General features: G+C 72.5%; 12 protein-coding genes. 11 read left to right on the forward strand and 1 reads right to left on the reverse strand.

What is annotated here, in order from left to right:
• Positions 1-28 precede the first annotated feature (28 nt).
• The 8 genes from ABZV31_RS29370 to ABZV31_RS29405 all read left to right on the forward strand — a co-directional run bounded on the left by ABZV31_RS29370 (position 29) and on the right by ABZV31_RS29405 (position 9,828).
• Complete coding sequence (locus tag ABZV31_RS29370) at positions 29-319, forward strand: phosphopantetheine-binding protein (protein WP_355899725.1); 291 nt, start codon at positions 29-31, stop codon at positions 317-319.
• Between the two features lie 2 nt (positions 320-321).
• Positions 322-831: a 3-hydroxyacyl-ACP dehydratase FabZ gene (gene fabZ / locus ABZV31_RS29375; RefSeq protein ID WP_355899726.1), complete on the forward strand. Its 510-nt coding sequence runs from the start codon at positions 322-324 to the stop codon at positions 829-831.
• A gap of 59 nt (positions 832-890) precedes the next feature.
• The gene (locus tag ABZV31_RS29380; protein WP_355899727.1) at positions 891-2,906 is read left to right on the forward strand and encodes a GNAT family N-acetyltransferase; all 2,016 of its coding nucleotides are present in this window, start codon (positions 891-893) and stop codon (positions 2,904-2,906) included.
• Between the two features lie 74 nt (positions 2,907-2,980).
• A complete protein-coding gene (locus tag ABZV31_RS29385) occupies positions 2,981-4,015 on the forward strand; it encodes an aminomethyl transferase family protein (protein WP_355899729.1) in 1,035 nt (344 codons plus the stop codon).
• The gene (locus ABZV31_RS29390) at positions 4,015-6,330 is read left to right on the forward strand and encodes a beta-ketoacyl-[acyl-carrier-protein] synthase family protein (protein WP_355899730.1); all 2,316 of its coding nucleotides are present in this window, start codon (positions 4,015-4,017) and stop codon (positions 6,328-6,330) included. The genes ABZV31_RS29385 and ABZV31_RS29390 overlap by 1 nt, the downstream gene beginning before the upstream one ends.
• 11 nt (positions 6,331-6,341) lie before the next feature.
• A complete protein-coding gene (locus ABZV31_RS29395; protein ID WP_355899732.1) occupies positions 6,342-6,986 on the forward strand; it encodes a hypothetical protein in 645 nt (214 codons plus the stop codon).
• Positions 6,983-8,140, forward strand: coding sequence for a hypothetical protein (locus tag ABZV31_RS29400; RefSeq protein WP_355899733.1), 1,158 nt, complete (start codon positions 6,983-6,985; stop codon positions 8,138-8,140). Before ABZV31_RS29395 ends, ABZV31_RS29400 begins: the two co-directional genes overlap by 4 nt.
• Before the next feature lie 41 nt (positions 8,141-8,181).
• Positions 8,182-9,828, forward strand: coding sequence for a DHA2 family efflux MFS transporter permease subunit (locus tag ABZV31_RS29405; protein WP_355899735.1), 1,647 nt, complete (start codon positions 8,182-8,184; stop codon positions 9,826-9,828).
• A gap of 32 nt (positions 9,829-9,860) precedes the next feature.
• Here ABZV31_RS29405 and ABZV31_RS29410 read toward each other — a convergent pair whose 3' ends face one another.
• Entirely contained in the window at positions 9,861-10,856 is a 996-nt protein-coding gene (locus ABZV31_RS29410; protein WP_355899737.1) for a LuxR C-terminal-related transcriptional regulator, read from the reverse strand.
• 395 nt (positions 10,857-11,251) lie between these two features.
• On the opposite strand from ABZV31_RS29410, the gene ABZV31_RS29415 reads away from it, so the two are divergent.
• The 3 genes from ABZV31_RS29415 (at position 11,252) to ABZV31_RS29425 (ending at position 13,822) form a co-directional block, all read left to right on the forward strand.
• On the forward strand, positions 11,252-11,551 hold the full coding sequence (locus ABZV31_RS29415; protein ID WP_355899739.1) for a hypothetical protein: 300 nt from the start codon (positions 11,252-11,254) through the stop codon (positions 11,549-11,551).
• A gap of 180 nt (positions 11,552-11,731) precedes the next feature.
• Positions 11,732-11,908 carry a hypothetical protein gene (locus ABZV31_RS29420; RefSeq protein ID WP_355899741.1) on the forward strand — a complete coding sequence of 59 codons (177 nt, stop codon included), beginning with the start codon at positions 11,732-11,734 and terminating at the stop codon, positions 11,906-11,908.
• Positions 11,909-11,962: 54 nt separating this feature from the next.
• Positions 11,963-13,822 carry a BTAD domain-containing putative transcriptional regulator gene (locus ABZV31_RS29425; protein ID WP_355899743.1) on the forward strand — a complete coding sequence of 620 codons (1,860 nt, stop codon included), beginning with the start codon at positions 11,963-11,965 and terminating at the stop codon, positions 13,820-13,822.
• The last annotated feature ends 13 nt before the right edge of the window (positions 13,823-13,835 follow it).

The following is a 13,835-nucleotide window of genomic DNA, read 5'->3' on the forward strand; positions in this document are numbered from 1 at the left end:
CCATCATCTTTCATCGAAAGGAACACCCATGTCCGTCGCCACCTTCGAGGACATCCGCAGCCAGGCCGAGGCGCGCCTGGAGAAGAACATGAAGGTCAAGTCGATGATCATCGACCGGCTCGGCCTGGACGTGGAGCCGGCCGTCGTCTCCGACAACCAGCCGCTCTTCGGCCGCGGTCTGGAGATGGACTCGCTGGACACCCTGGAGATCGTCGTCATGGTCAACAACGAGTACGACGTGCTGATCAGCGACGACGACTTCGAGGCGTTCGGCTCCATCAACGCCCTGGTCGACTTCATCGAAGCCCGCGAGGTGTGAGCATGGCGGTCACCTCCGAGGCACCCGCCAAGAGCTCCAAGAAGACGTACAGCTACTCCTCGGACGACATCAAGCGCATGCTGCCGCACCGCTGGCCGATGCTGATGATCGACCGCGCCTACGACGTCGTACCCGGTGTGTCCGGCCGCGGGGTCAAGAGTGTCTCGGTGAACGAGCCGTTCTTCGCCGGACACTACCCCGACCACTCGATCATGCCCGGCGTGATGATCGTCGAGGCGATGGCCCAGCTCGTGGCCGTCGTGTACGTCGCCGAACTGGTCGAGGCGCCCGAGCCGCAGACCGACGGCGACCCGTCCGCCAGCGTCGGCTACCTCGGCTCCATCAGCTCGATGAAGTTCTCCCGGCTGGTGGTCCCCGGCGACCAGCTGACCCTCGAGGCCAAGCTCGGCCAGCGCCTGGGCGGCCTCAGGCAGGTGTCGGTCCGGGCCAGCGTCGGCAGCGAACTGGCGGCCGTCGGCTCCCTGATCGTCACCACGGGACGCAAGGCCTAGCGCACACGCCCCCGTGACCCCGGCCCGACCAGCAGAAGCCCAAGAGAAGGAGGTGTGGAATGTCCATCACGATCCGCCTGTACCAGCAGGGCGACGCGCATGACATCGCAGAGCTCTACAACCGCCACCGCGACAACCCCAACCCGGTGGCCGGCGGCATCACCGGCGAGGAGTTGGAGCGTGAGCTGGCCGAACGCGACACGGCCACGTTCCTCGTGGCGGTCGACGGCGGGCGTGTGGTGGGCACCTTCGGCCTGTTCCACAACACCGGCCGGCGCTCCGCCCGGGCCGGTGAGCTCATCGCCGACATGTTCTTCGTCGCCCCGGCCTACCGCAACGGCGTCATCACCGGACGGCTGTTCACGGAGGCGGTCGAATGGATGATACGGACCGGCTGCCTCGTCCTGCGGCTGACCGTCAACCCGGCCAACACCGTGGCGTTCCGGCTCTACCGGCGCGTCGGATGCGTCTCCGTCGGGCAGACCGTGCCCGGCGAGGACGGCAACGTCGAACTGCACAACTACATCCCGCTGATCCTGCGGAGCGTCTTCGCGGACCTCGGGGCCGAGGTCAGGTCGGCCCTGGGCGGACTGAACAGCTTCGGCACGGTCACCGAGGCCCGGGACGACGAACTGCGGTCCGACGTCCTCCTGGTGGACGGCGTCCGCACGGTCACGTACACCCTGGCGCTGGGCGAGTTCCAGCTCACGGCGACCGTCGACGTCGACCGGGGCCTCGTCCGCGAGGCGTCGATCACCGGCCCGGACGGCGCCCATCGCGCGCTGCGCATCGAGGAACCGCCCTACCGTGTCCGGGCCCCCCGAGGAGTCGAGCCGTACCGGTTCGCCTCCGGCGGACTGGCGGTGGAGGTGGACGGCGACGACGGGACCGTGCGCGTGCTGGCCGACGGCCACCACGGGCCGGTGTTCGTCTCCACCTGGCCCAGCTGCCGGGCGGACCGCCCGGCGGGCTGGCGCGAGGGCGAGCCGCGCGAGCTGGACCTCGTCCCCGTCGAGCACGGGGTGCGGATCACCGAGCGGTGCGGCGACGACGAGGTCGTCGGCACGGTCACCCTCACCGAGGGCGTGCTGAGCCAGGACTTCGCCTTCACCCGCCCGCCCGGCCGGATCTTCCAGACCGTCGGGCTGCGCCAGGGCACCTTCGCCCAGGGCAGTGAGCAGGCCCACCCGATCGGGCTCGGCATCGGCGTCCGCGACGCCTCCGAGGTCGTCGCGGCCGCGCAGGTCGCCCCCCTCGGCAGCGAACTGACCTGGAACGGCGCCGCATGGCGCGTCCAGGTACCGGTCCAGGAACCGGTCCGGATCATCCACAGCGTTCTGCTGGAGCGCGGTCTCACGCCCGGCCCGGACGGGGTGGCCCGGCTGCGCACCGTGCTCCGCCCGCAGGACGCGCCCGCCGAGCGCGCCACCACGGCCCCACGGCCGGTCGAGGGTCCGCGCCGGCTCCAGCTGGACGCCTCCGCGGCCGGTGTCACCGCCTGGCGGGAGGGCGCGGTCAAGGTCCTGCGCAGCCCCTTCCCGCGCACCCGGGCGTTCGGCAACAACCCCCGCTGGAGTGCGGGGATGTGGGTGACCGCCGAACACAGCCGGTTCAGCCGCGCGAGCGGACTGGGCTGGGGCGTCAGGTCCACCGCCGCCTGGGAGGAGAAGCACCCGCTCGGCCTGTACGGCCCGCAGGAGGGGATCGGCTGGGAGCTCACCGCATCCGAGGACACCGCCCGTCCGGTGCGCGTCGACATCCAGGCCCCCGACACCGAGGAGGAGGTCGTTCTCTGGCTCACCCCGAACACCCCGCGCGAGACCACCGTGGTGATCGAGTCAGCAGGCACCCGGTGGGAGCTGAACTCCCCGGACTTCCGGCAGGTGTGGGCCGCGGCGGCCGCGGTCCGGCTGTCCGACGGCAGCTGGCTGCACTGCCGGCCCGCCCACCCCGGATCCGCCGAGGCGGAGATCGTCCTGCGTACGACCCCTTCCGGACTGCTCGTCGGCTGCGCCTCCCCGGCGCGGCGGAAGAACGCCTGGCACCTGGCCGTGAGCAGCGAACCCGGCCTGTGAACACCGCACTTCGTACGACCACCGCACTTCGCACCGAAGACGGACTCACACCCAGCGAAAGGAACCACACCGTCATGACCACCGCCCCGCTCCGCACCGAGACGGACGACTACACCACCGTGCGCACCACCGTCGGCGCCTACCGGATCACCGCCCCCCTGGTGCGGATCTCCGGCGACGAGCGGATCTCCCTGCTGGACCAGTTCCTCGCCAAGTCCGGCGAGTTCGTGGAGCCGGACACCGTGCGCGAGGCCCTCGCGCTGAACGCCGACGGCACCCCCTTCGCGATCCTGCTGCACTTCGAGATCGGCGACGACGCCTGGCTGCTGCCGCGCACCCAGGTCACCGCCGAGGAACTGCGCGGCTACCTGGAGCAGCTCGACGTCCCCGAGGACGTCACGATCGAGGTCGAGCCCGAGGGCTGGGGCGCCACCGCCTTCGAGGGACCCACCGCCTGGTCCGTCGCGGCGAAGTTCGTCGACTTCGACATCTCCGGCCTGACCCTGCACGCCGTCACCGAGTCCGCGCTGCCCGACGAGCCGACCGCCCTGGCCCACCTGGCGAGAGTCGGCACCACCGGCGAGTACGGCTACCTGCTCCTGTCCAACGCCCCCGAGGCCGCCCACGAGGCCGTCCTCGCCGCCGTCGTGGAGGAGGGCGGCGCGGCGGTCGGCCCCGAGGGGCTGGCCCGGGTGCAGGCCGAGGCCGGCATGGCCGTCTACGCGGCCGGCTTCGCCGGGCTGACGGTGAACCAGGCCGACCTGTCCTGGATGATCGACTGGAACCGCATCGGCGAGTTCCACGGTTCGGACGACCTGGTCCAGCCGACCGCGGAGACGGCCAAGCTCACCGCCCTGGCCGCCCCGGCGGAGAGCCGGTTCGCCGCCGGCGCCAAGGTGACCGCCGCCGGTGAGGCCGTCGGCACCGTCCTGTGGCAGGCCCCCTCCGCCAACCCGGAGGAGGAGCTCGTCCTCGCCCTGCTGGACGCCCCCTTCTGGGTCCCCGGCCTGGAGCTCGCCGCCCAGGACGAGCAGGGCGCCGACCGCCCGCTGCGCACCGTCACCCTGCCCCGCGTCATCGCCCGCTCGCTCACCACGAGGATCTCCTGATGACCACGCCGAGAATCGCCCTCACCGGCCTGGGGCTGATCACCGGGGCCGGGGACGACGTCGAGAAGTGCTGGTCGTCCATCACCGCCGGAACCTCCGGCATCCGGACGAACACGCTCTTCGACACCTCCGAGCTGCTGACCGACTGGGCCGGCATGGTTACCGGCCCGCAGCCGGCCGACCTCGACCGCTGCTACGGCCTGGCCGCCACCGCCATCCGCGAGGCGCTGCGGGGCAGCGGTCTCGACCTGGACACGGTCGACCGGGACCGGGTCGCGGTCGTGGTGGGCTCCAGCCTCGGCGCCATGCCGACGCTGGAGGGCGTCCACCGGGACCTGGTGCACGACGGCAAGCTGGACGCGGAAGCGGCGGCCGCCTCCCAACTGCCCTGCGTCGGCGACTACATCGCGGCCGAGTTCGACCTGCGCGGCCCGCGAGTGGTCCTCTCCAACGCCTGCGCGGCCAGCGCGGTGGCCCTCGGCTACGCGGCGGAGCTGCTGTGGAAGGAGGACGTCGACTACGTCATCTGCGGCGGCGTCGACCCCCTCGCCTCCCTGTCGGCGTACGGGTTCAGCGCCCTGGGCGCCCTGGACCCGGAGCCCTGCTCGCCGATGTCGGCCTCCAGCGGGCTGACCCTGGGCGAGGGGGCCGGGTTCATGGTCTTGGAGTCCGCGGACCGCGCGGCCTCCCGGGGCGCACGGGTCCTGGCCGAGCTCGGCGGGTACGGCCTGTCCTGCGACGGCTACCACCAGACCGCCCCGGACCCCAGCGGCAAGGGCGCCTGCGCCGCCATGGCGCAGGCCCTGGAGACCGCCGGCCTCGGCCCGGACGACGTCGACTACCTCAACCTGCACGGCACCGGCACGCCCGCCAACGACGCCTCCGAACCCAAGGCGGTCAAGCTGCTGTTCGGCTCGTCGGTCCCGCCGGCCAGCTCCACCAAGTCGATCATCGGGCACACCCTCGGCGCCGCCGGTGCCGTGGAGGCGGTCGTCAGCACCCTGGCGATCGACCGCGGGACGCTGCCGCCGACCATCAACACCCGGGGCGTGGACCAGCCGTTCGGGCTCGACATCGTCCCGGACACCGGGCGCGCGGCCGACCCCGAGGTGGTGCTGTCGAACTCCTTCGCCTTCGGCGGCAACAACGCCTCCGTGGTCCTCAACCGGCCGGGCCGGCCCGGGTCGGCCCCGCGGCGCACCGAGTCGGTCCACGACGTCGTCGTCACCGGCGTCGCGGGCCTGGCGGGCGCGGCCGGCAACACCGCCGACCTCGTCGCCGCCCTGACGGAGGACCGCCCCTGCTTCACCGGCGTCGAGCACGTCGAGGGCGTCGGCGAGGTCCCGGTCGGCCGGGTGGACGTCAAGTCCGCCTCCCGCGGGCTCAACCCCAGCCGCGCCCGGCGGATGGACCCGCTGAGCCTGCTCGCCGCCGCCGCGGTCGCCGACCTGTACGCCCGGCACGGCAAGCCCTCCCGCGCCGAGGCCGAGGGCACCGGGATCGTCTTCGCCACCGGCTACGGGCCCGTCACCTCCGTGCTCCAGTTCCACAAGGGCGTCCTCCAGCAGGGCATCAACGGAGCCAACCCCGCCCTGTTCGCCAACACCGTCGTCAACGCGGCCGCCGGCCACGTGGCCATGCTGCACCGCTACCGCGGCTACACCGCCACCATCGCCAACGGCGGCACCAGTTCGGTCCTGGCGCTGCAGCTCGCGGCCCGCGTCATCGCCCGCGGCGCCGCCGACCGGATCATGGTCGTGATCGCCGACGAGTTCCCCGAGCAGGCGCTGGCCACCCAGGCCGGCCTCCCCGGCTACGCGCGCTCCGCGCGGGTGGTCCCGGGCGGCCGTACCGGGATGGTGCTCAGCGAAGGGGCCGCCGCGATCCTGCTGGAGAGCAGGGAGTCTGCCGCCGCCCGCGGCGCGGACGTCCTGGCCCGGGTCCGCGGCTACGGCGCCTCCGGCGAGTCGGTGGGCATCGGCCGCCTCGGCCGCGACGGCGAGGCCTGGGCGCGGGCGCTGCGCGCCGCGATGGCCGAGGCCGAGGTCACCCCCGACGGGATCGACACCGTGGTGTCGGCCGCGTCCGGCTACAGCCTGGTCGACCTGGCCCAGTCCCGGGCCCTGCGCCTGGCTGGCCTCGCCGACCACCCGGTCCTCACACCGAAGGCCCTGCTGGGCGAGACGTACGGCAGCGCGGGGGCCCTGGGCCTGGTCGCGGCGCTGGGCGGCGAAAACCCGCAGGGACGGCTGCTGCTGTCCAGCTTCGCCTACGGCGGCTCGTACGCGGCGGCCGTGTTCGACGCGGGGTCGTGATGGGCGGTCCGATGGGTCTCCTGATGGATCCGGTGGTCCGGGGCCGTACGGGTGGCGGGACGGTGATCGACTGCCTCGTCACCCACCACCCCCGCCTTCCCCGCGACCGCATGGGCCACCGGCTGAGCCACTCCGGCCGCTCGCTGATCATCGAGGCGGTCAGGGCCGTGTACGGCCTCGACGTCACCGGGCGGGACATGGTCCGGGACGTGCACAAACGCTGGAGCGTCCCGGCCCACGGCCTGACCGTCTCGGTGGCGCACTGCGACGCCTACAGCGCCGTGGCCCTGTCGACCGGTCCGCACATCGGTGTGGACCTCCAGGACGAGCGGGACCGGCCGCACGCCATGCGGTGGCTCGGCGAGCTCCTCGGCCGGCCGGGGCCCGCCACCATCCGGGACTTCGCCGAGTGCGAGGCGCTCATCAAGGCCTCGCACGTGACGAAGGAGACCTTCGCCGGAGTCCGGCTGCCCGCCTGGCAGCCGGGCTGGCGCCGCACCAACGTCCCGGCGTACCAGGTCCGCTCGGCCTGCCTCGGCCGGGACCTGCACCTCGCCCTCGCCGCCGACGCGGCCGCCCCCGTGCGCTGGTGGTGGCGGCCCGGCCACGCCGCGCGGGCCACCCGTACCGACGCCCTGACCCTGGAGGCGGCATGACAGCCACAGCAACGGCAGTACGGCCGTACACCCGCCGCATCTCGCAGATCGAGCGCGGCTACCTGAACGCCGCGGCGACCGGCACCCCGCAGCTGATCCAGATGGTCGTCGAGGGCGAGGGCCGTATCGATCCCGAGGCCCTCCGGGAGGCCGTACGGGTCGCCACGCTCGCCAACCCGGGCCTGGCGGTGCGGCGGCGGGCCGCGGCCTGGCGCGCCGACGGCCCCCTCCCACCGGTCGTCGAACTGCCGGAGGGGACCGGCTTCGACGCACCCTTCTTCCACCGCGACCTCGACGTTGTGACCGGCCCGGTCTGCGAGGTCGGCATCAGCGGGGGAGCGGTGACCCGGCTGGTGGTGCGGGCGAGCCACATCGTCACCGACGGCCGGGGCCTGCGGCAGTGGATCGCCGACGTGTTCCGGGTGCTGCGCGGTGAGGAGCCGCTCGGCGCCACCTCGGTGGTCGACGACACGCACTTCCGCACCGCCGCCGGCCAGGTGCCCCCCGCCGAGCCGCCCGCTCGCCTCGCGGGCTTCCCCGCGATCCTCGGCGACGGTCCGGCCGACGGCACCCCGCTGTGGATTCGCCGCAGGGTGCCGGCCTGCCCGTCGGCGGTCACCGCCCGCGTGGCCGCCGCCCTCTCCCGGCACCTGGCCACCGACACCGGCCGCCTGATCGTCCCGGTGGACCTGCGCCGCCACGACCGCGCGGTGCGTTCCACCGCCAACCTGACCTCCCAGCTGGTGCTGGACTTCCGGCGCGAGGACAGCTGGAAACGGCTGCACGGCCGGATCGTCCGCGCCCTGCTGAGCAAGCGCGAAGTGGCCTCGCTCGACCGGGACTTCCTGCGCCACAACCCCTTCGCCAACACCCTGCGCGAGGCGCAGGAGCTGGACGGCACCCGCTTCCCCTGCACGGCGATCGTCTCCGACCACGGCCGGATCGACACCGACGAGCTGCGCACCGACGCCTTCCGGCCCACCGCGTTCTCCACGCTGCCGATGCTCGTGCCCTACGCCGAGATGTTCCTGAGCGCCTGTCAGATCGGCGACGACACCGAGCTGACCCTCTCCTGCCGCAACCGCCCCGGCGCCCGTGAGGCGGGCGAGGCGGTCCTCGACGGGATCGAGCACGCGCTCACGGCGGCGGACTGAACCGGCTTCTCCACCTGTTGACTTCCTAAGGATGCGCCCACATGTCGCTGACCAACCCCACCAACGAAGACACGTCCGGTCCTCCGGAGAGCCCCGAGGCCCCGGCCGGCGACGCGGAGCGCCCGGAAGCGGCCACCGCTCCGGCCCCGCGCGAGGAGGCCCGGTCCGAGGAGGCTCGGTCCGAGGAGGCCGGGTCCGAGGAGGCTTGGTCCGAGGAGGCCGGGTCCGAGGAGGCCCCGTCCAAGCAGGCCCCGTCCAAGTCCTCGTCCGCTCCCCCGGCCTCCGCCAGGACGGCTGCCGGCCCGACCGCCGTGACGATCGCCGCGGCCATCACCGGCGGGTTCCTCGCGCTGCTCGACACGACCATCGTGAACGTGTCCCTGGAGGACACCACGGCCCGGTTCGGCGCCATCAACCAGGTGCAGTGGGTGGTGACCACGTACCTGATCGCCCTGGCCGCCCTGATGCCGGCCACCGGCTGGCTGGCCACCCGGTTCGGCGTCAAGCGCGTCTTCGCCGGGGCGACCACGCTGTTCGCACTGGGCTCGGCGGCCTGCGCGTTCAGCCAGACCCTCCCGGAGCTGATCGCCGCGCGCGGTGTGTCCGGGGCCGCCGCCGGTGTGCTCACGCCGGTGTCGACGATCCTGCTCACCAGCGGCGTACCGCGCGAACACCTGGGCCGCGTACAGGCGTTGAACGGCAGCGTGATGCTGATCAGCCCGCTGCTGGGCCCGACGATCGGCGGCCTTTTGGTCGAGGCCGGGGGATGGTCCGCGGTGTACGCGGTCAACGTCCCGCTGTGCGCGGCCCTGTTGGCCGTCACGCTGCGCTGGGTGCGCAAGGACACCCCGGTCGGCAAGGACGCCAAGCCGCTGGACGTGGTGGGACTGCTGTCCTCGGCCGCCTGCACGGTGAGCACCGTCCTGGCCATCCACGCGTTCTCCGGCGTCGGACTGCACGCGCGGACGTCCCTGCTGCTGCCGCTGGCCCTCGCGGTGCTCAGCGGCGCCGTGTTCGTGGTGCGCCAGCTGCGCGCCCGGTTCCCGCTGCTGGACCTGCGGCTGTTCGCCCACCGCGTCTACCGCACAGCCGCGGTCAACATCTTCTGCCTGGGCTTCGTGCTCTACTCGCCGATGATGCTCATCCCGCTGTACTTCGAGTCCGCACGCGGCGAGAGCGCCGTGACGACCGGTCTGCTGATGTCCACGGGCGGCATCGGCGTGGTCTCCGCCGCCTGGCTGTGCCGCGTCCTGATGAAGCGGCTGGGCGGAGGCGGCACCGTCGTCGTCGGCATCTCGCTGACCATGCTCGCGACCGTGCCGCTGACCGGGCTGTCGGCGCACACACCGTACCCGCTGCTGTGCGCCAGCCTCGCCGTGCGGGGCCTGGGCACGGGCCTGACCATCGTGCCCGCCATGACCAGGGCGTTCGAGTCGATCCGGCCGCAGTCCATCCCGGACGCCTCCTCCCAGCTCAACCTCATCCAGCGCATCGGCGGCGCCGTCGCCCTCGCTGTGGTGACGGTGGTGCTGGATGCGGCGGCGCGACAGCGCCACGGCCTGGTGCCGGGCGCCTTCGCCCACTCCTTCGCCTGGCTGCTCGGCGTCTACGCCGTCACGCTGCTCCCCGCCCTGGCGCTGCTCGCGGCGGACCGCCGCGAAGCCCGCCGGACCGGGGAGAAGGCGTAACGGGGGAGGAGCCGGTGCAGGGACGCCCGACGTCACCGCGAGGAAGGGAGCCAGCCGTCCTGGACGGCATGGACTCCGGCCTCGAAGCGGCTGCGGGCGTCCAGGCGCTCCATCAGGTTGGCGGCGATTCGGCGGGCCGTGCGGGGCGAGACGCCGAGGCGCTTGGCGATGGCCTCGTCGGTGTAGCCCTGGGCGAGCATCCTCAGCACCGCGCGCTCCTGCGGCGGCATGTCCTTCGCCCCGCACTTCGGCGTGCTGCCCAGCGGGATCGCCGTGTTCCACACGCTCTCGAACAGGGCGCACAGCGCCGCGACCGTCCCGGCGCCGCGCAGCACCACCCCGCCGGCCCGGGCGTCGCTGGTGTCGATGGGCAGCACCGCCTGGCTCCGGTCGAAAATGACCATGCGGATCGGCAGGTCGGGCACGGTGCGGACCTGCCCGCCGTGCTGGTGCAGCCAGCTGACGTGCTCCAGGGTGGGCGGATGGTTGCGCACGCTGTCAAGGTAGATGGTTCGCATCCGCACCCCGCGGCCGAGCAGGTCGGCGTTGGGCTTGCGGCTGGCTGCGAGGTCCTCGGCCGAGTGCGCGCCGCCCGGTGCGAAGGTGGTCACCTCGGTCTGCGCGGACCGGGCGAGCTCCGCCAGCCGCTCGCGGATCGCCTCCGGGCCGATCAGCTGCTCGGAGGCGTGGTCGACGGCGCGCGGGCGCAGCGCCGAGCACTCCGCGATCAGCTGGGCGGCCGCGGCGCGGGACGCCTCCACCCGCATCTGCTGGGCCGCCAACTCCGCCTGCTGACGGGCCAGCAGCACCTCCATCGCGATCTCCGGGCCGATCGCCCGGAAACCTATCCCCTCTCTCCCTGAGGGCTGGATCAGCGCCAGCTCACTCAGTCGGTCCAGGCCCCTGCGAACCTGCTCCTCCGTCAGGCCGAGCCGGGCCGCGAGTGCCGCCACACCGTCCTGGGGATTTGTCAGCATCCCCCGGTAAATGGCTTCGGCCTCAGCATCGAGTCCCAGAACCTCCAACATGATGCGATCCCCCTGGCCAGCATCAAACTCAGCGAGTTCGAAACTTAGTGCCCCTGAGCTTACTGATGTTGAACTCCTGATGCTCCAGAGATGACGGAGAGGCCGGTTCCGGCCAATCGGCCAACCTTCAACCTGTAGGGGAGCGCGGGCGCCACGGGTGGTACGTCCGGGGCGGGCCGGTGACGGGATCCGCCTGCGTACGCGCGCACCGGCCGGGCGCTGGCGGGCGGGCCCGCCCGCCGTATCCCGGCTGCGCGGCCGGTCCGGGCGCCGTCACATCCGGGCCAATCTAGGCGCTGCGGCGCCGGTCCGGCGAGTGACGCTTCATGCCATGGCATAAACCGTCCACCCCGGGCTGCTCCCCTGTTGAATTCAGGCGGCGAAGAATTGCGAGCATGTATCTCATCCACGTGCGCCTGCAAGGCTCCGGCGGTACGGACGAGCGGCCCGACCTCGCCACGATCATCACATCGTGCGCGGAAAAAGGGGACGGCCTCGAGCATGTCGCCGTCCATCCGGGTCCTTCCGGGGCCGTGACGCTGGGCTTTTTCCTGCTCGCCGCCAGCCTCGCCACGGCCGAGGACAGTGCCGCACGGCTGGCGGAACGGGCCGTGGCCCACCATCCCGACCTGCACGGATTCCACGTGCTGACCGCCGAGGCCGTCCTGGTGCCCGGCCCCTGGTGGGACACCTGACCCACGCGTTGCCGCAGGTCACGGTGGACGGCTTAGGACACGGCATGTTCCGTCCAGCCGCTCTCTGTTCCCTCCGGTCCGGCGGTCGACCACAGTAGAGGCATCGGCGGAAACGAAAGCAGCCGACAAACCCCCGGGAATTCTTCCCGGGAATCACCTCGCCACAGAAGGAGAAAATCCGTGCCGGCTACCCGATGCTCCAGAATCGTTGCTTCCGCGCTTCTTGCTGTGGCCGGAATGGCGCTGGCGGCGAACGTCAAGGACCACGTGGAGCACATTCCGGGAGTCGTTCGGGCCGAGCAGGGCACCACCACCACCGCCGTCGCGACACTGGACGACGTCACCTGGGGAAAGTGACCATCCCGCGGAACCAGTGCTGAACCGAGTTGAGCACATCGGGGGACAGAAGAAATGGAATTCCTGGTCCTGGGTTCTCTGGAGACGCGCGAGGCGGGTGAGCCGATCCGCGTCCGGGGCATGCGCCAGCAGAAACTCCTGGCGTTGCTGCTCCTCCACGCCAACCGGGTCGTTCCGATGGATGTGCTGGTGGACGAGTTGTGGGAGCACCCGCCGCCGTCGGCACGTCCGCAGGTCCACAACGCGATCCGCGACCTGCGCCGCATCCTGTCCGCCGACGACGGGATCAGCCTGGTCACCATGGACGCCGGATACCGGCTCATGGTTCCCGACGACGCCGTTGACGCCCACCGCTTCGTCACACGGGTCCGCGCCGCCAAGGCGGCCGAGCGGGAAGGCCGGTTCGCCGAGTCCATCCGCACGCTGCAGTCCGCGGTGGACCTCTGGCGCGGCGACGCCTTCGCCGGCATCCACTGCCCGTCGGTCACCTCGGCCGCGGTGAAGCTCAACGAGCAGCGGCTGACCGCCCTCGAGGACCTCATGGCCCTGCGGCTGAGAATCGGTGAAACCAGCTCGCTCGTGGGCGAGTTGCACGCGCTCCTCGCGGAGTACCCGCTGCGCGACTCCCTGCGCGGCAGCCTGATGCTCGCCCTGTTCCGCAGCGGCCGGCAGGCCGACGCCCTCGCGGTCTACGACGAGGGTCGGCGGTTTCTGGCGGAGGAACTCGGCCTGGAGCCGAGTCAGCACCTGCGGTCCCTGCACGCGGAGATCCTCGCCGACTCCCCGAGGGCTCACGGTCTCGGTACGTCCGACCTCGCGGTGAGCCGCGAGGACACGCGGCGGGACGCGGGCCCCGTACGCCCCTCCGCCGCGCCCGCGTCCGGCAACGGGAACTACCTGCCCCACGACCTCACCGACTTCACCGGCCGGTGCGCCGAGCTGGGCTCCCTGCTGGACGTGGCCGGGCAGGAGCACGGCGCCTCACCCCTGATGATCGCGGTCGACGGCATGGGCGGGGTGGGCAAGACGACCCTCGCCGTGCACGTCGCCCACCGCGTCACGGCCCACTACCCCGACGGGCAGTACTTCATCGGCCTGTACGGCTACAGCGCGCACCGGCCGCCACTGCCCCCCGAACAGGCGCTCGCCACCCTGCTCCAGGCGAGCGGCGTGCCCCGGGAGGCGATCCCGGGCAGCCTGGAGGAGCGCAGCGCCCTGTGGCGGTCGCGGCTGGCGGGCGAGCGCTGCCTGGTGGTCCTGGACGACGCGGCCGACACCGCCCAGGTCACGCCCCTGCTGCCCGGCACCGGCGGCGCGCTGGTGCTGGTGACCAGCCGACGCAAGCTCACCGCACTGGACGGCGCGCTGCCACTGTGCCTCGACGTGCTGCCGCACGAGGACGCCGTGACGCTGTTCACCCGGATCGTGGGAGAGCGGCGCGCCGCCCGCGAACCCGCGCAGGTCGCCAGGGCCGTCGAGCTGTGTGGCCGGCTGCCGCTGGCCATCCGTATCGCCGCCACCCGGCTGCGCGGCCGTCCCGCCTGGACGGTCGCGGACCTCGCCGACCGCCTGGTGAGCACCCCGCAGCGGGCGCGTTGCCTGCAGACCGCCGAACGCGACCTGATGTCCATGCTGCGCACGTCCTACCAGCATCTGAACGAGTCCCAGCGGCGGTTCAGCCGGCTCATCAGCCGCCACCCGTCCCCGTGGTACGACGTCGACCACGCTGCCGCCGTCACCGGGCTGCCGGTCGGAGACGTGGAGCGCCACTTCGACGTGCTGATCGAGAACAACCTCATCCGGGAGGACACACCGGCCCGTTTCTCCTTCCACAGCCTGATCCGTGACTGCACGCGCGAACTGCTGGTCGAGGAGCCGGAGACCGGGCTCCCCACGGAGCCGGTCACGGTCTAGCGCCGGTCCGTCC

Origin of the sequence: Streptomyces sp. NPDC005202, from assembly GCF_040608235.1 — a bacterium.
In the GTDB taxonomy this organism is placed as follows: domain Bacteria; phylum Actinomycetota; class Actinomycetes; order Streptomycetales; family Streptomycetaceae; genus Streptomyces.

Excerpts from the sequence above, each read along its gene's own strand:
- ABZV31_RS29380 (WP_355899727.1), top strand. The coding sequence starts at position 891 with ATGTCCATCACGATCCGCCTGTACCAGCAGGGCGACGCGCATGACATC.
- ABZV31_RS29390 (WP_355899730.1), top strand. The coding sequence starts at position 4,015 with ATGACCACGCCGAGAATCGCCCTCACCGGCCTGGGGCTGATCACCGGG.
- ABZV31_RS29405 (WP_355899735.1), top strand. The coding sequence starts at position 8,182 with ATGTCGCTGACCAACCCCACCAACGAAGACACGTCCGGTCCTCCGGAG.
- fabZ (WP_355899726.1), top strand. The coding sequence starts at position 322 with ATGGCGGTCACCTCCGAGGCACCCGCCAAGAGCTCCAAGAAGACGTAC.
- ABZV31_RS29395 (WP_355899732.1), top strand. The coding sequence starts at position 6,342 with ATGGGTCTCCTGATGGATCCGGTGGTCCGGGGCCGTACGGGTGGCGGG.
- ABZV31_RS29410 (WP_355899737.1), bottom strand. The coding sequence starts at position 10,856 with ATGTTGGAGGTTCTGGGACTCGATGCTGAGGCCGAAGCCATTTACCGG.
- ABZV31_RS29415 (WP_355899739.1), top strand. The coding sequence starts at position 11,252 with ATGTATCTCATCCACGTGCGCCTGCAAGGCTCCGGCGGTACGGACGAG.
- ABZV31_RS29425 (WP_355899743.1), top strand. The coding sequence starts at position 11,963 with ATGGAATTCCTGGTCCTGGGTTCTCTGGAGACGCGCGAGGCGGGTGAG.
- ABZV31_RS29370 (WP_355899725.1), top strand. The coding sequence starts at position 29 with ATGTCCGTCGCCACCTTCGAGGACATCCGCAGCCAGGCCGAGGCGCGC.
- ABZV31_RS29385 (WP_355899729.1), top strand. The coding sequence starts at position 2,981 with ATGACCACCGCCCCGCTCCGCACCGAGACGGACGACTACACCACCGTG.
- ABZV31_RS29400 (WP_355899733.1), top strand. The coding sequence starts at position 6,983 with ATGACAGCCACAGCAACGGCAGTACGGCCGTACACCCGCCGCATCTCG.